Source organism: Brachybacterium sp. JB7 (assembly GCF_003335205.1).
GTDB classification, from domain to species: Bacteria; Actinomycetota; Actinomycetes; order Actinomycetales; family Dermabacteraceae; genus Brachybacterium; species Brachybacterium alimentarium.
Genome location: NZ_QPGN01000005.1, coordinates 196,682 through 221,239, shown reverse-complemented (window position 1 = coordinate 221,239; position 24,558 = coordinate 196,682). Strand labels below are relative to the sequence as shown.

12 protein-coding genes and 3 rRNA genes are annotated in these 24,558 nt (G+C 66.8%); all 15 read right to left on the bottom strand.

Annotated features, from left to right (window positions below; translation table 11 throughout):
* Window positions 1–107: 107 nt before the first annotated feature.
* Complete coding sequence (locus tag CIK81_RS08740) at window positions 108–1,781, bottom strand: serine/threonine-protein kinase (protein WP_096163399.1); 1,674 nt, start codon at window positions 1,779–1,781, stop codon at window positions 108–110.
* Window positions 1,778–3,754, bottom strand: coding sequence for an FHA domain-containing protein (locus CIK81_RS08735; protein ID WP_096163398.1), 1,977 nt, complete (start codon window positions 3,752–3,754; stop codon window positions 1,778–1,780). The genes CIK81_RS08740 and CIK81_RS08735 overlap by 4 nt, the downstream gene beginning before the upstream one ends.
* Window positions 3,751–4,632 (bottom strand): PP2C family serine/threonine-protein phosphatase, encoded by an 882-nt coding sequence (locus CIK81_RS08730; protein ID WP_096163397.1) that lies wholly within the window; start codon window positions 4,630–4,632, stop codon window positions 3,751–3,753. Before CIK81_RS08730 ends, CIK81_RS08735 begins: the two co-directional genes overlap by 4 nt.
* Window positions 4,629–6,146 carry an RDD family protein gene (locus tag CIK81_RS08725; RefSeq protein WP_096163396.1) on the bottom strand — a complete coding sequence of 506 codons (1,518 nt, stop codon included), beginning with the start codon at window positions 6,144–6,146 and terminating at the stop codon, window positions 4,629–4,631. The genes CIK81_RS08730 and CIK81_RS08725 overlap by 4 nt, the downstream gene beginning before the upstream one ends.
* Window positions 6,143–8,647: a transglutaminaseTgpA domain-containing protein gene (locus CIK81_RS08720; RefSeq protein WP_096163395.1), complete on the bottom strand. Its 2,505-nt coding sequence runs from the start codon at window positions 8,645–8,647 to the stop codon at window positions 6,143–6,145. The genes CIK81_RS08725 and CIK81_RS08720 overlap by 4 nt, the downstream gene beginning before the upstream one ends.
* The gene (locus tag CIK81_RS08715; RefSeq protein ID WP_096163394.1) at window positions 8,644–9,972 is read right to left on the bottom strand and encodes a DUF58 domain-containing protein; all 1,329 of its coding nucleotides are present in this window, start codon (window positions 9,970–9,972) and stop codon (window positions 8,644–8,646) included. The genes CIK81_RS08720 and CIK81_RS08715 overlap by 4 nt, the downstream gene beginning before the upstream one ends.
* Window positions 9,969–10,943 carry a MoxR family ATPase gene (locus tag CIK81_RS08710; RefSeq protein WP_158541971.1) on the bottom strand — a complete coding sequence of 325 codons (975 nt, stop codon included), beginning with the start codon at window positions 10,941–10,943 and terminating at the stop codon, window positions 9,969–9,971. The genes CIK81_RS08715 and CIK81_RS08710 overlap by 4 nt, the downstream gene beginning before the upstream one ends.
* The gene (locus CIK81_RS08705; protein ID WP_114355622.1) at window positions 10,940–12,220 is read right to left on the bottom strand and encodes a hypothetical protein; all 1,281 of its coding nucleotides are present in this window, start codon (window positions 12,218–12,220) and stop codon (window positions 10,940–10,942) included. The genes CIK81_RS08710 and CIK81_RS08705 overlap by 4 nt, the downstream gene beginning before the upstream one ends.
* Before the next feature lie 316 nt (window positions 12,221–12,536).
* Complete coding sequence (locus tag CIK81_RS08700; protein ID WP_096163391.1) at window positions 12,537–13,544, bottom strand: polyprenyl synthetase family protein; 1,008 nt, start codon at window positions 13,542–13,544, stop codon at window positions 12,537–12,539.
* Window positions 13,545–14,222: 678 nt separating this feature from the next.
* Window positions 14,223–14,339 (bottom strand): 5S ribosomal RNA (gene rrf / locus CIK81_RS08695).
* Window positions 14,340–14,457: 118 nt separating this feature from the next.
* Window positions 14,458–17,520: ribosomal RNA gene (locus tag CIK81_RS08690) — 23S ribosomal RNA — on the bottom strand.
* A 379-nt stretch (window positions 17,521–17,899) separates the two neighbouring features.
* Window positions 17,900–19,418, bottom strand: a 16S ribosomal RNA gene (locus CIK81_RS08685).
* The 16S, 23S and 5S rRNA genes sit together here, the layout of an rRNA operon.
* Window positions 19,419–20,232: 814 nt before the next feature.
* Complete coding sequence (gene tyrS, locus CIK81_RS08680; RefSeq protein ID WP_096165909.1) at window positions 20,233–21,501, bottom strand: tyrosine--tRNA ligase; 1,269 nt, start codon at window positions 21,499–21,501, stop codon at window positions 20,233–20,235.
* Window positions 21,502–21,776: 275 nt separating this feature from the next.
* The gene (argH, locus tag CIK81_RS08675; RefSeq protein ID WP_096165910.1) at window positions 21,777–23,282 is read right to left on the bottom strand and encodes an argininosuccinate lyase; all 1,506 of its coding nucleotides are present in this window, start codon (window positions 23,280–23,282) and stop codon (window positions 21,777–21,779) included.
* The gene (locus CIK81_RS08670; RefSeq protein WP_096165911.1) at window positions 23,279–24,517 is read right to left on the bottom strand and encodes an argininosuccinate synthase; all 1,239 of its coding nucleotides are present in this window, start codon (window positions 24,515–24,517) and stop codon (window positions 23,279–23,281) included. Before CIK81_RS08670 ends, argH begins: the two co-directional genes overlap by 4 nt.
* Between the last annotated feature and the right edge of the window lie 41 nt (window positions 24,518–24,558).

Sequence of the window (24,558 nt, the reverse complement as noted above, 5' to 3'; positions counted from 1 at the left end):
TGCGGTCGGCAGGATCTGCTCGGCCCGCCGTCTGCGCTCCCCAGCGCGTCTCGCGCAGCCTCGTGCGCCTCGTCCGGCCCCGCGTCTGCTCGTCTCGGCTGTACGTCTCATCCCTCGCCCAGACACGTCGACACCGCCGCACTGCGACTCCCGCCGGGCGAGACCGTGCGCACCTCGAGGCACGGGTTCGACACCCCTGGCGGCGTGCTCCTGGTCGTCGAGACGCGCCCCTTCACGGTCACCCATCCCGAGTGCTCAGAGTAGTCGGCGGGCAGGTCCTTCCACCGCACCTGGTAGTAATCGCCCTCCCCGACGTTCTCCGGAGCGTCCCAGGAGATCGTGGCTCGGTCCGTGTCCCCGCTGCCTTCGAGCGCGGGAAGAGCCGCCACTGCGACGGACCTCGGAGCGTCCGGCGGATCCTGTGCCTTGGCCGGGTCGTTGACGGCGACCGTCGCCCGCTGCTCGGGCTCCGGACGCGTGATATGCCGTACGACCAGGGCGGTTCCGACGCCGAGCACCACCACCAGCACCGCGGCGAGGGCCACGAGGGGCCAGGGCGGCGTCCGTGCTGCGGGGTATGTCGGGGCTGCGGGGAGCTGACGGTGCGCGTAGGCCTCCACCCTGTCCGCGGAGGCCGACGAGGCGTCCCGCGCAGCCGGACGCAGGGCCGTCGCCACTCCATCGGCTCTTGTGGATAACTCTGTCCGGGTCGGTGCCGATGCCACCGATCCTGCCGCGGAGGGTGCCGACGGACCGAGCGCCGCAGCGACCCCCGCGTACGGATCCAGGCGGCTCCCGTCGCGTTCCCGGGAGAGGCCGGGGGTGGGATCGACGGCGGCGACCTCCCGGATCCGGGTGTGCCGGGAGAGCTCGTCGTCCTGGGTCCCCGCGTCGCCGGAGGCTCGATCGTCGAGGACCTCCATCTGCGTGACCGGCAGGGACAGTGCGAGCTCGACCTGCTGCAGGCTGCGGCCGAACGCGAGCGCGGTGTCGTACCGGCCGGCCGGATCCTTCGCCATGGCGCGGGAGAGCGCACGCTGGAGCTCGTCGGGCACGTCGGGGCGGGTCAGCGGCGCAAGCGGATCCGTCGCGGTGCGGTGGATGAGGTCCGCAGCGGAATTCCGGCCTCCGGGGTGCTCGAACGGGGTGCGCCCGGCAAGCAGCGAATACACGGTCGACGCCAGGGAGAACACGTCGCTGCGGGCGTCGACGCGGGGCACGCCCGTGAAAAACTCCGGCGGCGACCACAGGATGGAGACGCTCCCGGAGCCCTCGGCCTCACGCCCCGGAGAGGTGGCGATAGAGATCCCGAAGTCGGAGAGCACCGGCCGACGGTCGTCGGTGACCAGGATGTTCGCCGGCGTGATGTCCCGGTGCAGGATCCCGGAGCGGTGCCCCGACTCCACGGCGCCGGCGATCTGGACACCGACTGACAGCGCCTCGGCCACGGTGATCCGCTCCGCGCGGAAGCGCAGACCGTAGTGGGGACGCGCGCAGTACTCCATGACGAAGTGCGGACAGCGCTCCTCGGAGACCTCGGCCTGATGAATCGTGACGATCGATGGATGGGTCGACAACTGGGCCAGGACGGTCGCATCGGAGACGAGCGGCTGGCCGGCGGAATCCTCCAGAACGCTCGAGAGCAGCACTTTGACCGCGACCCGACGATGCGGACAGGGCTGGCGATAGAGGAAGACGTCCGAGAACCTGCCGGACCCCAGCAGCCGCTCGTACTCGTACCCCGGGAGCAGGGGCGGCATGGGCGGCGGGCGTCGGCTCATGACCGCTCCCTCAGCCGCAGACGGACGTCGTCCCCGAGGTCCAGCCGGTCGCCGTCGTGCAGGACGATGCCATCCTGAGGGCGCAGCCGCAGCAGGTCGGCGCCTTCTCGCTGCAGCGTGGTCCCGTTGGTGGATCCGAGGTCGATCGCCACCACGTGCCACCCCTCGAGCCGCAGTTCCAGGTGCGATCTGGAGACGTCCTGCTGGGGGCTCGGGACCGTGATCAGCTGCGGAGCCTGGCGGCCGTCGGCACGCGATGCACGGGGCCGACGGCCGACGATCGCCGAGCGGTCCAGCACGAAGTGCTCACCGGTGGACAGCTCGATCGCTCCCAGCGGTGGGCGCGCGACCCTCCGGGCAGGTCCGTCCAGAGGAGCCTCGCAGGCCCGGCACCGGGAGCGCTCCGCAGAATTCGCGTGCCCGTTCCGGCAGACCAGGCCGGTCAGCACGACAGCGCGTCCGGACTGCCGAGTGCGCACGGGCGCAGTCGGGCTCTGGTGGAGGAGGCGCCCGGTCGGTGGGGAGACGGGCTCGCGGCGGGGAAGCGGAGCCGCTCGGCGGGCGTCGGCGCGGGCGATCTCGGGAGCGATGCGTCCCGCTCCCGGCACCCAATCGATGACGCCAGTGTCGACCGCGGCGGGGCTGTCCGGCGCCGACCGGGGCGCCGCCGAGGGCAGCGAGCGTCGGCCGTCCTCCGGCCCGGAGGACTCCTCGCTGCACGGGTGGCCCGGACTCACATCCGCGGCTCTCGGCTGTCCGTGACCGGCGCCTTCCGACTCGTCCTCCGCACCCCGACGCACGGCCGCATCCTCGACGCTGCGGTGGATGGTCCTGCCGAAGAGGTCGTCGTACGCTCCCGAGCTCTCGAGGCCGTCCGCGTCCTCGAGCGGCGCGGTCTCGGTGTGCGGAGCGAGGAGCGCGAGTCCTTCGTCCTGGTCGATCGGAGCGACCAGGGTGTCGGGCACCGAGGAGGGTCTGCTCGCGGTGCCCGGATCCCCCGTCTCGGCGGTGTCCGGCGTAGGCCTCGAGCTCGCGGCCGTCTCCGAGGTCGACGTCACGACCGGGGTCGTCTCCGGCCTCGACGTCACCATCGGGGTTATCTCCGGCCTCGACACCACGATCGGGGTCGTCTCCGGCGTGGACGCGGGGGCCCGCGCGGCTGGCGCGGCTGGCGTGGCTGGCGCGGCTGGCGCGGCCGAGAACAGTCCGTCGAACACGTTCGGCCCACCGGAGGAGGCTGCCGCATTCGTCGCACGCGGGGGCGCCGCGCCGCGGTCGATCGAGGAGGGGACCTCGCCCGGCCTACGGGTCACCGTGGCGGGTCTGCGCACCGGCGTCATCGCAGGCCGCGCGACGCTCGGCACGGGCTTCGGGGCGGCCCCGACGGAGGGCCGCTTCGCCGTTTCCGGGTTCTCGATGGACCGGCCGAACGTCGCGACCTGTGCGGCGAGCGCCGCGCGGTCCTCCTCCCCCAGATCCGCCGGGTCGACGGCGACCTGGACGAACCCTCGCACCCGCGTGATCCCCGTGGCCACGCGGAGGGTGCCCACGGGATCCTCGGAGGGGAGGTCCCCGAAGGCGACGCGTCGCACGGCATCGAAGGTCCGCAGGGCGACAGGGCCCTCGTCGGTCCCGACGACCAGCTCCGCCCCGTCGGCCGTGTGCACGGCGACCGGGGTGGAACCCCTGACGCCGATCGTCAGCGACGTGCCGCCGTGGATGCCGAAGAGGATCGCGCTGAGGGTGCGAGCGCTGTGGGGCCCTGCCTCCCGGGTCAGATCGTCGAGGAAGGTCTCTGCAAGGGTGCTCTGTCCGAGCAGCATCCACGCCGACTCGATGACCTCCTTGCGCGTCCCCGGGACGAGCACGACCCATCCCGTCTCACGCACGACCAGCGTCGCGGGCCCCGGCCGGGTCCAGGTGCCGGGTCCGAGCAGTGCGGCGGACCTGATCGGTCCGCTCGCAGTGCTCATCGCGCGCCGTCCTGCCCCTCGCGAACGCGCCGCGGAAGGGTGTCCTCCTCGACCAGGTCGTCCTCGTCCGGCGAGGAGGTGCGGTGGTCCGAGGCAGACTCGACGAGAGCGTCCCGCCCGATGATCTCGAGGGCCTCGACCACGACCACGCTCACGTTGTCCCGGCCTCCACTGTCCAGGGCGAGCCGCACCAGGTCCTTGCTGACGGTGCGCACGTCCGACGGCCCGCGGAGCATCCGCTCGATCGACCGGTCATCGATCTCGCCAGTGAGCCCGTCGGAGCAGATGAGCATCCTGTCCCCCGCCTCGGCGGGAATCAGCCAGTAGTCGGGGTCGGATTCCGGCCCGGCCCCGAGCGCGCGGGTGACCATGTGCCGGTAGGGATGCACTCGGGCTTCCTCGGGCGTGAGATCACCGCGGTCCATGAGCTCCTGGACCACGGAATGGTCCACGCTGACCTGCTCGAAGATCTCTCCCGAGAGGCGATACACGCGGGAATCCCCGAGGTTCATCACGACCCAGTAGCCGACGCCGTCCAGCACCATCGTCGCGACCGCAGCGACCGTGGTCCCCGCCCCCAGGGTCGATTCGCCGCCGAGCGCGCCGATGCGGTCCGCCGCGCTGTCGAGCGCCTCGCCGAGCTGCTCGACGGTCACGTTCTGCTGGATCGTGAGCTTCGCGAACTCCTCGACCGCGATCGCGCTGGCGACCTCTCCGGCGTTGTGGCCGCCCATGCCGTCGGCGACCATGTAGATCGGGGTGGCGTTGAGGATGCTGTCCTCATTGGTCGCCCGGACATGGCCGACGTGCGTGGCGTCTGCCGAGACCACCCGGATCGTCCCCTGGACGTCCGGGTCGGAGAGGGACCGGTCGATCACTGCTCCTCCTCCACGGTGAGGGTCCGATCCCCGAGGGCGAGGGTGGTACCGGCCGGCACGACCGCAGACTCGTGCGGGACCAGGTCCTCGTGCGAGCCGTCCTCCCCCAGGATCGTCGATCCGTTGGTCGATCCCAGGTCCGTGACGACGAGGTCGTCGCCCGAGGCGTCGATGCGCAGGTGCGTCTTGGACACCGAACGGGTCTCGTCCTTGAGCACGACGGTCTCCTCATGCTGCTCGCCGGAGGGATTGCGACCGACCACCACGGCCGCCCCGACGATGCTGCTCGCACCGTCGTCGGTGGTGAGCCGCAGCTTCGTGGCCACCGGAGTGCGCGCCCAGGGGGACCGGGACTGCTCGAGGTCTTCGTCGGGCTCCACAGCGGCCGACGGGCACGCCGGCGCGACGATGTCATCGGCGGGTCGTGCCCAGGCGTCGCCGACTGGCTCGTGGGGTGCGCTCTGGGCGACTGGAACAGGAGCGAAAGGCGCTGACCAGGCGGGCCCTGCCAGGGGTGTCTCGGGGGCAGGGCTGTCGCGCCATGCCGCACCGGGCTCGGTGAGCAGATTGTCGTGGGCCGAGACCTCCAGGGATGCTGCTCCGAGGTATTGGGTGTCTGCGGGACGCTCGAAGTAGTCGGCGCGGGGCACCATCGGGTCGCGCCCGGCTCTGATGTCGACCACGACCGAACCGACCGCCCGATCATGGAAGCCTCGCAGCTGCTTCCGGGGGTCCAGGAAGACCGTGAGACCGATCAGCCACGTCAACACGCCGTACAGGGCCCCGCGGCCCAGAGCACGCAGGACTCCGATGCCGCCGCCGTCGCTGCGGCGAGTGATCCGCAGCCCCGACGCCAGCTTGCCGAGGGAGAATCCCTTGGAGCCTGTCAGCCAGATCATCACCAGGGCGTAGGCGACCGGGAGGGCGACCCCCAGTCCCGTCAGGATCGCGGCCAGCATGCTGACCGGGTCCTGCCTCGCCAGCAGGATGATGCCGATCAGCAGCGGGATGGTCAGCACCCCGAAGATCACACCGTCGATCAGGGCCGCGGCGACACGCTTGGCCGGTGCGGCCGGCACGCAGCCGTCCAGTGGGGCTTCGAGCTCCCCGGTGGACGACGCGCCGTCGGCCTGCACGTCAGACGACGGAGCAGGCGACCCGGGCCCGCCGGGCTGACCGGTGGGCGCGCCGGGAGCGCGCTGAAGCATCGGGGACTGTGTGACCATCATCTGATCGTACTGTTCCGCCGGGCGCAGTGCCGTCGTCCCTGGCTCGCCGGGGAGCATCGACTTCCGGGAGATCAGCTCGATCTCGTCGGCCGGTTCCCGCGTCAGCTCCTGCTGGCGCGGATCATCTCGGCGCGTGGTGAGCGGGCGCTGGAACCAGGCCGCCGGAGCGTCCGTGGCCCGGCGCTCATAAGGGGATTCCTGGTACCGGGCTCCGCATTCGCCGCAGATCGCGGCTCCTGCGCTCAGCAGCGCCCGGCAGGTGCTGCAGTATCTGGTCCGATTCATCGCGTCCTCCCTCTCAGGAGCCGTTGCCGTGTCGATCTCGTCCGTCGGCGCGATCCGCGGTGGCTGCGTCTGAACCGTCGACGGAAGGACCGCAGGGAGAGCTCCCCGCGCAGACGGCGGTGCCACGGCACCGACGCCGCCATGGTCTGCCGCGCCGCAGCCACCTGCTCCCAGTACTCCTCAGCAGCGCCTTCGGGCAGATCATCCGGCCCGAACACCGCTCGATCTGCTCGCGCGGCGAGGAGCGGCGCCCACAGTGCGGGGAGCTGCCTGTGCACGCCGGCGGCGGCCTCGGCGCGAGTCGTCCCCGGGTCGAGGCGATACCCGAGGTCGGCGAGGTGATCCAGGAACTCCTGCCAGCCGCCGTCGATCCGGGTCGGCGGCGACCCCCTTGTGCGGCGATACCTGCGTCGTGCTCTCTTCCCGATCACCACGACGGCGAGCGCGAGCCCCGCCAACAGCAGCGTCGCGGTGGAGGCGATACGGGACGCCGACGCCGTCCGCTCGGGAGCCAGGCCGTCATGGGCAGCGTCGTCGCTCATCGCGCCCGGGGGCGACGTCGGGAGCTCTGCAGTAGAGGGCGGTGGCTCAGCCGGCACTGGGAGCGGCCTGCTGATCTCAGGGGGCTCGGCAGGCTCAGAGGGCTCGGCAGGCACGGTCTGGTCCCCGTCGCCAGGCGCCACGTCGAAGCGGACCCAGCCCAGGTCCCCGTCGAAAGCGACCTCGACCCACGCGGTGACGTCCGCGCCGATGATCTCGACCGCTCCCGTCGAACCTGCTGCGCTCTCGCTGCTCGCCTCGACCTCGAAACCCATCACCACGCGGGCCGGGATCCCGATCGATCGGGCCATCAGCGCGGTCAGCGCCGCGAACTGCTCCTCATCTCCGATGAGGCCCTCGGTCCGGGCCTCCGGTGTCGTCTCGCCGTCAGGCCCGACCGGCTCGACCGGCTCGACCGGCTCGACCATGGTCAGCAGGCGGCCGGCCCCGTGTCCGGAGAGCGAGGCCGCCTCGCCGTCGTCGATCCCGTGAGAGAACGTGGCACGGGTCCTGAGTGCTCGGGTGAGGTTCGTGATCTTCTCGTAGTCCGACACGGCGCCGCCCGCCCATTCCTCGGCGAGCTGCGTGACCTGCCCCATCCTGGGTGCCGGCGGCAGCTGAAGCTCCGCGAACCGGGCTGTGCGCTGCTGATCGAGAGTAGGGGCGGTGTACGGCTGGTACCCGAGAACGTACGTGTCGCCCTCCTGGACACCGGCGGAATTCACCATCGTCTGGGACTTCTCGTTGAGATACAGGCTCCCCGCTGCAGCGTTCACCCGATCATCCGTCGTGTCGTCGAGGTCGATCCGCTCGGTCGCGACCCCGAGCGTGGGCAGCCACACCCCGGAGTAGGCGCCGATGGTGAGGGTCGAGGTGCGCGCCGCCACTTCACCCCGCTCGAGATCCACCCCCGCAGCGGAGCGCAGGAATGCCCCGGACGCCTCGTTCGTCGTGTCGCTTCCGGCGACGTTGTAGACCTGCAGGTCGTAAAGGTCCATCGTCGCCAGGCGCACCCGGTCACCGTCCTCGAGGCCGGTGACCGTGAAGAGCACGTCGCTGCGCTGCTGCTTGAGATATCCCCGGAACTCCGCCAGCGGCGAGACGTACTCCTGCGGGTCGAACGGCGGCACGATCGTGTCGCGGTGGGCATAGCGGACCGTCGCCTCGGGTGGATCCAGCAGGGGCTGGGCGCCGATCGTCGCTCCCCCGGCGAGCGCAAGGGTCACGGCACCGCCGATCGCACGACGCCGCAGCACCGGGTTCGCCCATGAGCCGAGCACCCCCGTGGCAGGGACGATCGCGGACTGCGCACTCTCGCGCCGAGCCACCTCCCGCTGAGTCCCGTCGGCGCGCCAGCTCAGCCACGCCACGGAGATGATCGCGAACAGCACGCCCCGCAGCACTGGCAGAGCATCCTCCGTGGTGCCGAAGAGAACGGTGGCGAGGATCAGCACGAACGGGAACATCCAGGCCAGCGCGTCATGCCTGCTGCGCAGCAGGATCGAGGCCGACGGCACCGCCAGCAGCAGCATGCTGATCCATACCACGGCCAGGACGCCGTGTGCGCTGCCCACCGGCGGCGGCGTGGTCAGCACCGTCTTCCAGCTGCTCACCGGCGCGACCAGCAGATCCTTGAGCGAGCCGGCCGTCGGCAGGATCCCCCAGAGGGCGCGGGCAGGGGCGGCGAACATCGAACCGAACAGGAAATGCGCCACGATCAGCAGGGCGAGCAGACGCAGCGGCCCGCAGCGGAATCTCGCGCCGATCAGGGCGATCAGCAAGCCGAGGACCAGCGCCGCCACCCCCGCCAGGACATATCGGCCCCCGCCGTAGACGGGGTGGAATCCGACCATTCCTATAAGCATCAGCACGCTGAGCGCGGCGAGGTCGAGTAGTCGCCTGGTCTGAGAGGTCCGGGCGATCTGCTGTGTGTGCTCGGCGGGGCGGCGGCCCGTGCTCATCGGGTCACCGCCTGCAGAGCCCGCGAGAGCTCCTCGAGGGAACCGACGCTGACCACCTCGAGGCGTCCGAGGACCGAGCGGCGCCCGCCGATACCCCCGGCTTCTGCGACGCTCCTCACCTCCCTGATATCCCCGGCTTCCCCGGCATCTCCGGCATCCGCGGTAGACACTGAGCAGCGGATCGCGACAGCCCTCACTCCGGCGGGCAGCCGTGTCGCCACTGAACTCAGCTCACCCGCTGTCGTTCGGGAGCCGATCACGATCATCATGGTGGAGGCACCGACGGCGAGCTCGGCCACCTTCTGGCCGAGGTCACGGAAGCAGAGCTCCGAGGTGGAGGCGACGTTCGCGTAGTCGTCCATCAGATCTCGGCGGTTGCCGGTGCGCTGGCACGCGTCGACGCTGAACGCCCTCAGCTCTTTGTCCTCCCGCAGAGTCTGCAGGGAGACCGACGCGGCCACGGAGACCGCCAGCTCGAATTCCTCGTCGAGCGCGTAATGTCCCACGAGGTTGTCCAGGGCGACCATCACCCGGGTACGACGGGTCTCCTCGAACTGACGCACCATGAGCTTCCCGGTGCGGGCCGTGGTGCGCCAGTGGACGTGTCGGCGGTCGTCGCCAGGGGCATGGTCGCGCAGCGCATGGAAGGAGAGGTCCGAGCTGGAGAGGGTCGAGGACGGGGTGCCTTCGAGATCGTGGACGAACCCGCCGGCGAACTCGTCCAGACCCACGGTGCGGGGGTGGACGTACAGCTCCTGCGTCTTCGTCCAGGTGATCTGCCTGCTCATGAGCGACAGCGGATCCTCGCGGGCCGAACGCACGGGTCCGACCCGCAGCACGGTCCGACGCTTCGTGGGCACGGCGAACCACTCCTCGCACATCTCCGCCGGGGCCAGACGCGGCACGAGGAGCTGGGCGGTCGCCGGCCCAGCGGCCAGATCGAGGCATGTGGGCAGCAGCGGACGCCCAGTGGGATTGGCGATCGCGACCCTGCCGAACGCTCTGGCCCCCGCCACCACGCGCTGGGAGCGCAGCTCCACGGTGACCGCATAGCCGGCCGTTCCCTGCACGAACACTGTCGCGACCACTAGAGGCACCGTGAGCACGAGGGCGATCACATTCAACTCCGTCACGTGCAGCGTGAGCCCGATGATCCAGCACAGCGTCGCCATCACCAGCACGGCCCGTCCGAGCGGGGACAGAGCACCGAGTCGGGCTCCCTCGCCGGAACGCGACGCGGTGCCGACGTGTCGACCCCTCGCCGCTGCCCGGGCGGTCCTGGCGTCAACGGTCGCGGTGGGGAACGAAGAAAGCTCGGGGTTCATGCCACCTGCTGACGTGCCTGCGGAGCTGCCACCTCACGGAGGATCCTGGTCATGATGGCCTGGGCGGTGACCCCGTCGAACTCAGCCTCGGACTCGAGGACGAATCGATGCAGCCATACGTGGCCCGCGAGGTGCTTCACGTCGTCCGGAGTCACGAAGTGGCGTCCGTTCGCCGCCGCCCAGACCTTCACCGCCCGCACGAGGCCGAGAGCGCCCCGGATGGAGACGCCCGCCCGCACCTCGGGAGCCAGGCGCGTCTCCTCCATGAGTCGGGACACGTACGCGAGCACCGCCGGGTCTACATGAACGGTCTCTGCGAGCCGAGTCATGTCGCTCACGGCGTGCAGCGCGATGCGCGGACCGAGACGGCTGGAGCGGTCCCGCAGGGCGGCACCCGCAAGGATCTGCATGCTCGAGGCGTGGTCCGGAAAGCCCAGCGACAGCTTCATCAAGAAGCGGTCCAGCTGGGCCTCGGGGAGCCGATAGGTACCGGCATGCTCGAGAGGATTCTGGGTCGCGATCACCATGAAGGGGTCCGCGACCTCATGGCTGATTCCGTCCACGGTCACCCGGCCCTCCTCCATCACTTCGAGCATCGCGGACTGTGTCTTGGGCGAGGCACGATTGATCTCGTCGGCGAGCACGAAGTTCGCGAACACCGGCCCCTGGTGGAACTCGAAGGTCCTGGTGCTCTGCTCGTAGATCGTCACGCCGGTCACGTCAGAGGGCAGCAGATCCGGGGTGAACTGGATACGGGTGCTCGAGCCCTGCACGGTCGCCGCAGTGGCGCGGGCCAGCGACGTCTTCCCCGTGCCGGGAGCATCCTCGAGCAGCACGTGGCCCGGTGCGAGCATCGCGGTCAGCACGAGACGCACCACCTCGTCCTTGCCGAGCACGGCCTGGCCGACGTTGCGGACCAGTTGGGCGAAGGTCTCGGAGAACCAGCGGGCCTGTTCGCAGGTCATGCTCACAGTGCGGGCCTCCGTATCGGACGCGAGGGGTCGACGAGGCCGACAACGGAGGCTCCGGGAATGCCGACCTCAGGATCGGTGGCAGCGCGTGCGATCTCCCCGGTCTCCCCGGTCTCCCCGGTCTCCCCGGTCTCCCCGGTCTCCCCGGTCAGGATGGCCTGGTCGGCGGCCCAGTCGTCGATCCTCGTCATATCGTCGGCGATCCTCCAGCACGGCCCGAGTTCCTGGTCGTTGAGGACCACGAGGCCGCTGTTGACCCGGAGGACCAGCGTGCCCAAGGGGTCCGCGCCGTCGACCGCCTCGACGACGGGTGCGGAACCCTCGCAGGCGCGGATGTATCGCGCCGATTGCGACCACGCGCCGTAGAAGCACCCCTTCGACTGGGCGGGCGGTGCCGGTTCCCCGGTGCCCCCGGAGTCGATCTTCTCCGCGGGCCCGCCGTCCATGGGCACGAGGAGCAGCGCTTCCTCTGTCGCGACGGCGACGTCTTCCGACGCTGGCGCGGGCTGCTGGAGGACCGCGGTCACCGACGGGATGAAGTTGTCCTGGTCAAGATCATGCACCACCGCCTCCTCCCCGATCCGGAGCTGACGGTTCTCGGAATCCAGGATTACCGGGCTCTCGCCGACGGCGGTCATCTGCAGCATCTCCTCCTGAGTGGAGACGCCGCTGACGGTGATGGGGTCCTCCCCTGTGGTCCGGGCGGCGATGGGCGTGAAGGGAAAGGTCAGAAGCTGGTCGCCGTCCAGGAGAAAGACGGTTCCTCGCGTGCTCACCGTGACCGTCGGAGGCCCGCCGGATGCCTGATGAATCGGCTCGACGGCCTGTGGGCTGAACGCCGCGGCCTCGTCCAGGGACAGAATCCAGACACGTCCGTCGGGGGAGACGAGCACGACGCGATCCCCGCCGAGAGCAACTCGGGTGCCGGGGAGGTAACTGACCGCCTTCTGGCGGGTGACGGTGGCAGTGTTGATCGGCACCATCCCGTTCGGCCCCGTCTCGAGCACGTGATAGCCGGATTGCAGGATCTCGACGCCATCGCCGGTCGAGGTAAGCCGGGCGTCGAGCTCGGCAGCGTCGACGTTGAGCCGTCCCATCAGGCCCTGCTGTGCGGCGGTCACCCAGACGCCGCCGTTGGTCACCGCGCCGTGGGAGGTGGCCACCCCCGGAGAGCGGATCGCAAGGCCCCCGACCACCACAGCGGCCGTGGCGAGCGCGACGGCCGTGATGACGGGTCCGCGTCGCCAGTGTCCCTCCCCCTGCATGGCCACAGACATGGCGACACCCCCGGTCGGCTCTTGGACTCGGCTCCTGCCAGGCAGCACCCTGCAGCGTTCGCTCCCAGAACCTCTTCCGGAAACGGACCAGCCGTTCACGACCGTCTCAGACTACGTACGGGGCCTACTCAGGACCACCGCACCTCGATCCCGGTGGATAACCGTGGACGGACCCCAACGACACGCAGGTCAGGAGGGGTACGGGGGATTGCCCCGTCGCTGTCCGTCCAGACGCACCGGGACCGCCGACAGCGGGCACCCAGCGCCCACGGGCGAGCTGCCCGGAGCCTCTCCGGGACACTCGCGTGCGAAAAGGTCAGCTGTGACGCTGGACGAGAGAGCTCGTGAAGTGGATCAGCGCGGTGCGCACGGCACCGTCCGGAAGCTCCTCGAGGATCGCGACTGCGTCATCCGCTGTCTGCTGAGCCAGAGCGCGCGTCTCCTCGAGCGCCGGATCCTCCCGCAGGAGAGCCACGAGCGTCTCCAGATCCTCGTCGCTGCTCAGATCACCGGCAAGACGGTCCACGATCTCGACACTGTGGGCATCGCCCTGCTGCTCAGCACGCCGGCGCACGAGCAGGGTGGGCATGGTCGGCACGCCTTCGCGCAGATCGATGCCAGGCGTCTTCCCACTGGTCTCCGTGCTGCTCTCGAGGTCGAGAACGTCATCGGCGAGCTGGAAGGCCACCCCGATCTTCTCGCCGTAGCGGCGCATCACACCGGAAGCGTGCTCCGACGCTCCGGACAGCACTGCCCCGAGCTCTCCCGCCAGAGCGAGCAGCGAAGCGGTCTTGTCCGAGAGCACCGAGATGTAGTGCTCGAAGGGATCGTCCTGCGCGGACGGGCCGACGGTCTCATGCAGCTGACCCAGGCAGAGCCGCTCGAACGTCTCCGCGTGCAGATGCACAGCCTCGGAACCGATGCGAGCACTCAAGGCGCTGGCACGGGCGAACAGGAAGTCTCCGGTGAGGATGGCGACGTTGTTGCCCCAGAGCGCGTGGGCGCTGTCCGTCCCCCGACGAGTGGTCGCGGAGTCCATCACGTCGTCGTGGTAGAGGCTGGCGAGGTGCGTGAGCTCGACGAGCACCGCCGCGTCCAGGACGCACTCTCGTTCCATATCGCCCAGGGCCGCCGCCAGCAGCACCAGCATCGGACGTACGCGCTTCCCGCCGGCGTCCATGAGGTGGCGTGAGGTCCACCGGACCATATCGTCAGAAGTTGCCACAGCTTCGCGCAGGCGACCCTCGATGAGTTCGAGTTGCTCGGCGACGCGCGCCGCGAGCTGATCATCGATGTCGGGGACGACCGGCAGCGAGGACGACATGGCTCTCCTGGGATTCGGCGAGGGCTCCCACAGCGGGTCGCCCCCAGCACGGATTCTGGCTGGACGGCGGCCTACGAGACCGCCGAGCACGCATGGACGACATCGCCGAGGAGCCGTCTACGCGATTTACGAGTCTACCCTCGGGCCGACGCAGAGGTACGGGCAGAACGTCCCCGCGTGACCCGGAGTACGCGATGGCTACCAGGGACCCGACGCCCCTCCCAGCAGTTGCTGCCCTCACTCTTCAAACCCCGAGGAGGTCTGGCGCGGGGAACGGCACGCTCCCGGACGACTCGTGGGCTCCACAAGGGAACAGACGCGGCGCACCGCCGCACGGCACATCTCCGTCCATGATTCCGATACGGCAGAGGTGCGGTACGGCGTGCTGAGGTTGCACACTCACAAATCCCCACTTCCAAGCTGCTCACACTAATCCCCGCTTCCAAGGAGAGCGCTGCGGCGGATCGCACGTCCCCAACGCCGGCGACTGTAGTGGACGTGGAGGGCTGCGCGACGTGGAGCGGTGCGCGGCATGCAGGAATACACAGCCGGCCCGCACGACCGTGCGACCGGGGCTCATGCCGCTGATCTCGCGACCCAGTTTCTGGGCATGAAAAAAGGGAGTGGGAGGAGCGAAACCCGTGAAGGTCTCCAGCTCACTCCCACTCCCACAAAGATGTCCGGCGGCGACCTACTCTCCCACACCCTTCCGAGTGCAGTACCATCGGCGCAATCGAGCTTAGCTTCCGGGTTCGGAATGGAACCGGGCGTTTCCTCGACGCTATGACCGCCGTAACACGACGAGACTCAACCAGACCTCAACACCCACCACCCCCTACGGGACGATCAGTGTTCAGGAGTTGTTTCTCCAGAACCACACAGTGGACGCGAACAGCAGCAAACAAAAAATGTGTTGTTAAGTCATCGGCCATTAGTACCAGTCAGCTCCACACGTTGCCGTGCTTCCACATCTGGCCTATCAACCCAGTCATCTACTGGGGGCCTCTCACACCCGAAGGTGTATGGATATCTCATCTTGAAGCAGGCTTCCCGCTTAGATGCTTTCAGCGGTTATCCCTTCCCAACGTAGCCAACCAGCCATGCTCTTGGCAGAACAACTGGCACACCAGAGGTCAGTCCATCCCGGTCCTCTCGTACTAGGGACAGGACTTCTCAAATATCCAACGCGCGCAGCGGATAGGGACCGAACTGTCTCACGACGTTCTAAACCCAGCTCGCGTACCGCTTTAATAGGCGAACAGCCTAACCCTTGGGACCAACTCCAGCCCCAGGATGCGACGAGCCGACATCGAGGTGCCAAACCATGCCGTCGATATGAGCTCTTGGGCAAGATCAGCCTGTTATCCCCGGGGTACCTTTTATCCGTTGAGCGACACCCATTCCACAATGGAGTGCCGGATCACTAGTTCCTGCTTTCGCACCTGCCCGACATGTCTGTCTCGCAGTCAAGCTCCCTTGTGCACTTACACTCAACACCTGATTGCCAACCAGGCTGAGGGAACCTTTGAGCGCCTCCGTTACTCTTTAGGAGGCAACCGCCCCAGTTAAACTACCCATCAGACACTGTCCCTGATCCGGATCACGGACCGAGGTTAGGAATCCAAAACGACCAGAGTGGTATTTCAACAATGACTCCACACTCACTGGCGTGAATGCTTCCCAGTCTCCCACCTATCCTACACAAGCCGTTCCGAACACCAATATCAAACTATAGTAAAGGTCCCGGGGTCTTTCCGTCCTGCTGCGCGTAACGAGCATCTTTACTCGTAATGCAATTTCGCCGAGTTCGCGGTTGAGACAGTGGAGAAGTCGTTACGCCATTCGTGCAGGTCGGAACTTACCCGACAAGGAATTTCGCTACCTTAGGATGGTTATAGTTACCACCGCCGTTTACTGGGGCTTAAATTCTCAGCTTCGATCCGAAGATCTAACCGGTCCTCTTAACCTTCCAGCACCGGGCAGGCGTCAGTCCGTATACAGCGTCTTACGACTTCGCACGGACCTGTGTTTTTAGTAAACAGTCGCTTCTCCCTGGTCTCTGCGGCCCTCGGAGCTCTCACTCCTCGGGCCCCCCTTCTCCCGAAGTTACGGGGGCATTTTGCCGAGTTCCTTAACCACGATTCTCTCGAACGCCTTGGTATTCTCTACCTGATCACCTGAGTCGGTTTAGGGTACGGGCGACCGTATTCGTCACGCTGGAACTTTTCTTGGCAGTACAGGATCACTCACCTACGCCCATACGGGATCCCCATCACGTCTCACCCAATACGGCACCGCATTACCGGTGCTCGGGCTGCACGCTTAGACGGACTATTCCATTAAGTCCGCGGAAGCTACCTCTCTGCGTCATTCCTCGCGCTGACCTACTACAACCTTGGTTCCCAGCCTCACCAACCTCCACACCCCGAAGGGTATGGGGAAAGCTCGGGTGGTTAGCATCAGCTGCCTCGGTATGGGTCCTCCTACGATCGGTTCGGGAATATCAACCCGATGTCCATCGACTACGCCTGTCGGCCTCGCCTTAGGTCCCGACTAACCCAGGGCGGATAAACCTGGCCCTGGAACCCTTGATCAATCGGCGGACGGGTTTCTCACCCGTCTTTCGCTACTCATGCCTGCATTCTCACTCGTGCAGCCTCCACCACTGGGTTCCCCCGCGGCTTCGCTGGCTGCACGACGCTCCCCTACCCATCCAGACACAAAGTCTGAATGACACAGCTTCGGCGGTGTGCTTGAGCCCCGCTAAATTGTCGGCGCAGAATCACTTGACCAGTGAGCTATTACGCACTCTTTCAAGGGTGGCTGCTTCTAAGCCAACCTCCTGGTTGTCTCAGCAACTCCACATCCTTTTCCACTTAGCACACGCTTAGGGGCCTTAGCTGATGTTCTGGGCTGTTTCCCTCTCGACTATGAAGCTTATCCCCCACAGTCTCACTGCTACGCTCTCACGTACCGGCATTCGGAGTTTGGCTAAGGTCAGTAACCCGGTGGGGCCCATCGCCTATCCAGTGCTCTACCTCCGGCACGAAACACGTAACGCTGCACCTAAATGCATTTCGGGGAGAACCAGCTATCACGAAGTTTGATTGGCCTTTCACCCCTATCCACAGGTCATCCCCTCCATTTTCAACTGAAGTGGGTTCGCGCCTCCACGCGGTCTTACCCGCGCTTCACACTGCCCATGGATAGATCACTTCGCTTCGGGTCTAGAGCCGGCGACTGAACGCCCCGTTCAGACTCGCTTTCGCTACGGCTACCCCACACGGGTTAACCTCGCCACCGACCACTAACTCGCAGGCTCATTCTTCAAAAGGCACGCCGTCACCCCTCAAGGCTCCGACGGATTGTAAGCGCACGGTTTCAGGTACTATTTCACTCCCCTCCCGGGGTGCTTTTCACCTTTCCCTCACGGTACTTGTCCGCTATCGGTCAAGAAGTAGTATTCAGGCTTACCAGGTGGTCCTGGCAGATTCGCACCGGATTTCACGGGTCCGGTACTACTCGGGAACAGCGTCACGCCATGAACCAGTTTCGTCTACGGGGGTCACACCCTCTACGCCGTCGCACTCAACACGACTTCGACTACCAGAACACGTACACGTCGGACCGCCGGCAGACGACCCAGACACGTCCCACAACCCCTGACCTGCAACCCCTGCCGGGTATCACACAGACCAGGTTTAGCCTCCTCCGATTTCGCTCGCCACTACTCACGGAATCACTATTTGTTTTCTCTTCCTGAGGGTACTGAGATGTTTCACTTCCCCTCGTTCCCTCCACACCACCTATACATTCAGTGGCGGGTACCGCGACATGACTCGCGGTGGGTTTCCCCATTCGGACATCCTCGGATCACAGTTCGGTTGTCAACTCCCCGAGGCTTTTCGCAGACTCCCACGTCCTTCGTCGGCTCTTCTTGCCAAGGCATTCACCGTGCGCCCTTTAAAACTTAGGCAACACACAAAGACACAAAATCTTCAAAATTGCTTACAATGATGCTCGCGTCCACTATGTAGTTCTCAAGAAACAACCCCACACCAACACCAGCCCGCATACACGGCACCAGCATCAGGGAGGACCAGCCACACATCCCCGACTCCCCCAGCCACCACAGTGACCAAGCAAACCGAGAACTGCGTGCAGCCTCATAACCCAATAGCGTGTCTCCACCTCGAACCACCCGGCAACCCCTCGTTCCACACCCCCGAAGAGGTCGTACTAGAGAAGCCACACCGACTGGTGAAGCGCCTATCCGTTGATGTTCCACCCTTGAGCAACCACCCCCACCACACTCGGGCAGGAAAATGGCCACCATAATTGGTGATGCTCCTTAGAAAGGAGGTGATCCAGCCGCACCTTCCGGTACGGCTACCTTGTTACGACTTAGTCCCAATCACCGATCCCACCTTCGACAGCTCCCTCACGAGGATGGGCCACTGGCTTCGGGTGTTACCGACTTTCGTGACTTGACGGGCGGTGTGTACAAGGCCCGGGAACGTATTCACCGCAGCGTTGCTGATCTGCGATTACTAGCGACTCCGACTTCATGGGGTCGAGTTGCAGACCCCAATCCGAACTGAGGCCGGCTTTTTGGGATTCGCTCCACCTCACAGTTTCGCAACCCATTGTACCGACCATTGTAGCATGCTTGAAGCCCAAGACATAAGGGGCATGATGATTTGACGTCGTCCCCACCTTCCTCCGAGTTGACCCCGGCAGTCTCCCATGAGTCCCCGCCATTACGCGCTGGCAACATGGAACGAGGGTTGCGCTCGTTGCGGGACTTAACCCAACATCTCACGACACGAGCTGACGACAACCATGCACCACCTGTGAACCAGTCCGAAGAAAGCCACATTTCTGCAGCCGTCCGGTCCATGTCAAGCCTTGGTAAGGTTCTTCGCGTTGCATCGAATTAATCAGCATGCTCCGCCGCTTGTGCGGGCCCCCGTCAATTCCTTTGAGTTTTAGCCTTGCGGCCGTACTCCCCAGGCGGGGCACTTAATGCGTTAGCTACGGCGCGGAAAACGTGGAATGTCCCCCACACCTAGTGCCCAACGTTTACGGCATGGACTACCAGGGTATCTAATCCTGTTCGCTACCCATGCTTTCGCTTCTCAGTGTCAGTAATGGCCCAGAGACCTGCCTTCGCCATCGGTGTTCTTCCTGATATCTGCGCATTTCACCGCTACACCAGGAGTTCCAGTCTCCCCTACCACACTCTAGCCTGCCCGTACCCACCGCACGCCCGAGGTTGAGCCTCGGGTTTTCACGGCAGACGCGACAAGCCACCTACAAGCTCTTTACGCCCAATAATTCCGGACAACGCTTGCGCCCTACGTATTACCGCGGCTGCTGGCACGTAGTTAGCCGGCGCTTCTTCTGCAGGTACCGTCACTCTCGCTTCTTCCCTACTGAAAGAGGTTTACAACCCGAAGGCCGTCATCCCTCACGCGGCGTCGCTGCATCAGGCTTTCGCCCATTGTGCAATATTCCCCACTGCTGCCTCCCGTAGGAGTCTGGGCCGTGTCTCAGTCCCAGTGTGGCCGGTCGCCCTCTCAGGCCGGCTACCCGTCATCGTCTTGGTGAGCCATTACCTCACCAACAAACTGATAGGCCGCGAGTCCATCCCCCACCGAAAAACTTTCCAACAACCACCATGCGGCGGAAGTTCATATCCGGTATTAGCCACGATTTCTCGAAGTTATCCCGAAGTGGGGGGCAGGTTACTCACGTGTTACTCACCCGTTCGCCACTAATCAGACCGAGCAAGCTCGGTCGTCATCGTTCGACTTGCATGTGTTAAGCACGCCGCCAGCGTTCGTCCTGAGCCAGGATCAAACTCTCCATGAAAACATAGAAAAAATCCTGACAAACAACAAACAACCAGCATATAACTGCTGTATCATCCGTTAAAATTTGCCATCAAAATAATGGCATCAACAAACAGACACGCTATTGAGATATCAAACAACACGCGCACATCGTCATCTCGCCGCTATCAGCGGCGTGAGTCAGAGGCTCGGGTGCGCCTTCCGGATCAACCGGCGGGCGACTACTTGTCTTCGTCGGCCCGGCGCGAGTCACTACTCTAGCAGATCTTCGCGGTCCGGTCCAACTCCGCTCCGTGTGTCCTGCGCCTCGGTCGGATCGCTATGCGATCGTCCCAGTGAGCTGGTCACGGCCGTTCTCCTGGTTTCCCGGGAGTCCGGGTCTTCAGCGTCTCCTCATCCGCTCCGTGCCGCTGCTCCCGGGGGAACCTCTCGGCCTTTCGCGTCTGCGTCCTCGCTGCTGACAAGAAAGAACATTACGCGCCACCGGCCCGGCGGGCAAACCCGGAAATCGTCCGGTTCGACAGCACCGACAAGCACCATCACTGCAGGTCACTGCGCGTTTCTGGTCTCTGGGAAAGCGCTCCGGAGTGCTGATGTGATCCACGTTTGAGAGTGGGGTCACGAGGAGTTGCTGCGCGGTACTCGCCCATGGCATTTACACGCGCTGCGGGCGTCCCGAGAGAGCAGGGCGGGCTTCCCGCAGCTCTGCGGGGGCGCGCTCGTGCTCGCCCGAGAGCCGGCACGACCCGCTCCGCCGCGCTCGCGCCGGGACGACGCAGAACGCCCCGGCCTCCCTGATGCAGGGATACCGGGGCGTTCGACGGGCGTCATGGTCAGCCGTCGAGGCGGACCATGGCGGCGTTCTTGCGGCCGCGGCGCAGGAGCAGGTGTCGACCCGGAAGGGCGTCGAGATCCCCGATCTCCTGGGACAGGTCGTCGGCGGAGACCTTCTGTCCGTTGACCGAGAGGCCCCCTTCGTCGGCCCCGCGACGCGCGGCACCCTTGGACTGCACGATCCCCGACTCCACGAAGGCGTCCACCAGGGGCGAGGTCGGAGCCAGCTGCGCGGTGGGGAGCTCCCGGGAGATCGAGACGACCGTGGACTCGTCGAGCTCGCGCACGTCCCCGCGCCCGAACAGCACGGCGGCGGCGGCCGTCGCCTGGGCAGTGGCCTGTTCGCCGTGGACCAGCGTGGTCAGCTCATCGGCCAGGGCACGCTGCGCAGCACGCTGGTGGGAGGCCTCGATGGTCGCCTGCTCGAGCTCGGCGATCTCGTCCTGGCCGCGCAACGAGAAGTACCGCAGGTAGTTCACGACGTCCGCGTCGGCGGCGTTCAGCCAGAACTGGTGGAAGGCGTACGGGCTGGTGAGCTCGGGATCGAGCCACACCGCGCCGCCCTCGCTCTTGCCGAACTTCTGGCCGTCCGCCTTGGTGACCAGCGGCGTCGTCAGCGCATGGGCGTCCTTCCCCTCCACCTTATGGATCAGGTCGACGCCCGAGAGCAGGTTGCCCCACTGGTCGTTCCCGCCGAACTGGAGCGAGACCCCGTGGCGGCGGTTCAGCTCGAGGAAGTCCAGCCCCTGGAGCACCTGGTAGCTGAACTCGGTGTAGCTGATGCCCTCATCGCTCGAGAGGCGACGCGCGACGGTCTCCTTCGCGAGCATGGTGCCCATGCGGTAGTGCTTGCCGATGTCGCGCAGGAACTCCAGCGCGCTCATCCCCCCGATCCAGTCGAGGTTGTTGACCATCTGCACGCCGAACTCACCGTCCAGGTCGAGGAAACGCGAGATCTGGTCCCGCAGGGTCCCCACCCAGCCGGCGACGACGCTCTCGTCGTTCAGCACCCGCTCCCCCGACATGCGGGGATCACCGATGAGTCCGGTCGCACCGCCCACGAGAGCGTAGGGCTTGTGCCCGGCGAGCTGGAAGCGGCGCATGGTGAGCACCTGGGTCAGGTGACCGACGTGCAGGGAGGCGGCAGTCGGGTCGAAGCCGCAATACAGGCTGATCGGTCCGTCCGCCAGAGCGCTGCCGAGCGCCTCACGCCCGGTGGTCTGCACGACGAGTCCTCGCCAGGCGAGCTCGTCCAGGACGGTCTGCATCGATCAGTTTCCTCTCTGCGGGGCACGGTGTGCCGGATTCGGTGAGGCTGCGGGCCGACGGGGCGTCGGCGCGGCAGCCGGATCAACGACTCTCGGGAAGAGCGTCGTGCGTCATTGTCACAGATCGGCGCTCGCGCGGCAGGTTCGGACCACGGGACGACGTCCGGACGGCGCTGCGGCCGACGACCTCAGGAGTCGTCGGCCGCAGCTCGGGTACCTGGTCCGGCGGTCGGGCTCACGGGCCCGGCACAGAGGTCGGCACCGGCGGGATCAGCTCACTGCTCGCGGGTGAAGGCCCGCAGTGCGGTGAGGGTCTCGGAGACCGCCTGCTCCTGCTCGGCCACGCGCGCCGGAGCGGTTCCGCCCTTGGCGTCGCGCGAGGCGATCGAGCCGTCCACGGTGAGCACCTCGCGCACGGTGGAGTCCAGGTGCTCGGAGATCTCGGCGAACTCGGCGTCCGTGAGGTCCCACAGCTCCTTGTCCTGATCCTCCGCGACCTTCACGCAGGCGCCCGAGATCTCGTGGGCCTGGCGGAAGGGCACGCCCTGGCGCACCAGGTGATCGGCGATGTCGGTGGCCAGCGAGAATCCCTGCGGCGCCAGCTCCGCCATGCGCTCGGTGTGGAACACGAGCGTGGCCATCATCCCGGTGAACGCCGGCAGCACCAGGTCCAGGGAGTCGACCTGGTCGAAGACCGGCTCCTTGTCCTCCTGCAGATCGCGGTTGTACGCGAGCGGCAGCGCCTTCAGCGTGGTCAGCAGCCCGACCAGGTCGCCGACGATGCGTCCGGCCTTGCCGCGCGCGAGCTCGGCGATGTCCGGGTTCTTCTTCTGCGGCATGATCGACGAGCCGGTGGAGAAGGAGTCGTCCAGGGTGATGAACGAGAACTCCTTCGTGTTCCACAGGATGACCTCCTCGGCCAGGCGTGACAGGTCGATGCCGATCATCGCCAGGACGAAGGAGAACTCCGCGGTCAGGTCCCGCGAGGCGGTCCCGTCGATCGAGTTCCACACCGAGTCGTCGAAGCCGAGCTCGGCCGCGACGGCCTGCGGATCCAGGCCCAGGCTCGATCCGGCGAGCGCACCGGAGCCGTAGGGCGAGACCGCCGCCCGACGGTCCAGGTCCCGCAGCCGCTCCACGTCACGCAGCAGCGGCCAGGCATGGGCCAGCAGGTGGTGGCTCAGCAGCAGGGGCTGGGCGTGCTGGAGATGCGTGCGCCCCGGCATCGGCACCCCGTGGACCTCGACGGCGCGGGCCAGGAGCACGTCGACCAGGTCCAGGACCTGGTCGCCGACGGTGCGGGCACGATCGCGGAGGAACAGGCGGATCAGGGTGGCGATCTGGTCGTTGCGGGAGCGACCGGCGCGCAGCTTGCCCCCGAGGTCTCCCCCGGCCCGCTCGATGAGCCCCCGCTCGAGGGCGGTGTGCACGTCCTCGTCATCGGGAGCGGCGACGAAATCGCCGGAGGCGACGTCCGCGGCGAGCTGGTCCAGGGCGTCCTGCATCCCCGTCAGCTCGTCGTCGGTCAGCAGACCGGCGGTGTGCAGCACGTTCGCGTGGGCCTTGGAGCCCCGCAGGTCGTACTGCGCCAGGCGCCAGTCGAAGTGCGTGGACTTCGAGAGCGCGGCGAGCGCCGCCGCCGGACCGGTGCCGAAGCGTCCGCCCCACAGCGAGGCGCGCTCCTGCGCCGCCGAGACGTCGCCCGGCGTCGGGACGCCGTCGACCGCGCCGTTCGCGCCGGCCGCGCCGTTCACGCCCGGGACGGTGCCGTCCGAGGTCATGCGTCCTCCCCGTCGGCGGTCGAGAGGTCCTCGCCGTTGCCGAACGTGACGTCGCGGGCCGCAGCCTGCTTCGCGGCCAGGCCGTAGATGTCGATGAAGCCGCGGGCGCTGCCCTGGTCGAAGGTGTCGCCCTCGTCGTACGTGGCGAGGTTGAAGTCGTACAGGCCCGTCTCCGAGCGACGTCCGGTCACGGTGGCGCGACCGCCGTGCAGCACCATGCGGATGTCGCCGTTCACGTACAGCTGGGTGTCGTCGATGAAGGCGTCCAGGGACTTCTTCAGCGGCGAGAACCACTGGCCGTCGTAGACCAGGTCGGACCAGCGATCGCCGACGGTCCGCTTGAAGCGGGCCTGCTCGCGCTCGAGAGTGACGCGCTCCAGCTCCTGGTGCGCGGTGATCAGGGCCATCGCACCGGGGGCCTCGTAGACCTCGCGGGACTTGATGCCCACCAGGCGGTCCTCGACGATGTCGATGCGGCCGATGCCCTGGGCGCCGGCGCGACGGTTCATCTCCTGGATGGCCTCGAGCGGGGTGACCGGGCGGCCGTCGATCGCGACGGGGACGCCGCGCTCGAAGGAGATGACGACCTCGTCGGCGACCGGCGGGAACGCCGGGTCGTCGGTGTAGCTGAAGATGTCCTTGGTGGGCTCGTTCCAGATGTCCTCGAGGAAGCCGGTCTCGATGGCGCGGCCCCACACGTTCTGGTCGATCGAGAACGGGTTGTGCTTCGTGGTCTCGATGGGCAGGCCCTTGCGCTCGGCGTACTCGATCGCCTTGTCGCGGGTCAGGGCGAGGTCGCGCACCGGTGCGATGCACTTCAGCTCCGGAGCGAGCGAGGTGATCGAGACCTCGAAGCGCACCTGGTCGTTGCCCTTGCCCGTGCAGCCGTGGGCGACGGTGGTGGCGCCGAACTTCTTGGCGGCCTTCACCAGGTGCTTGGTGATCACCGGGCGGGAGATCGCCGAGACGTTCGGGTAGGCGTCCATGTACAGCGAGTTGGCCTTGAGGGCTGCCATGCAGTACTCCTCGGCGAACTCGTCGCGGGCGTCGGCCACGTAGGCCTCGACGGCGCCGCAGTCCAGGGCGCGCTGGCGGATGACCTCGAGGTCCTCGCCGCCCTGGCCGACGTCCACCGCGCAGGCGATGACGTCGGCGCCGGTGGCGTCGTGGATCCAGCCGATGGCCACGGAGGTGTCGAGTCCGCCGGAGTAGGCGAGGACGATGCGTTCGGTCACGAGAGTGCTCCTAGTCGAGTTCGATGGGTCGTGCGGGGCGC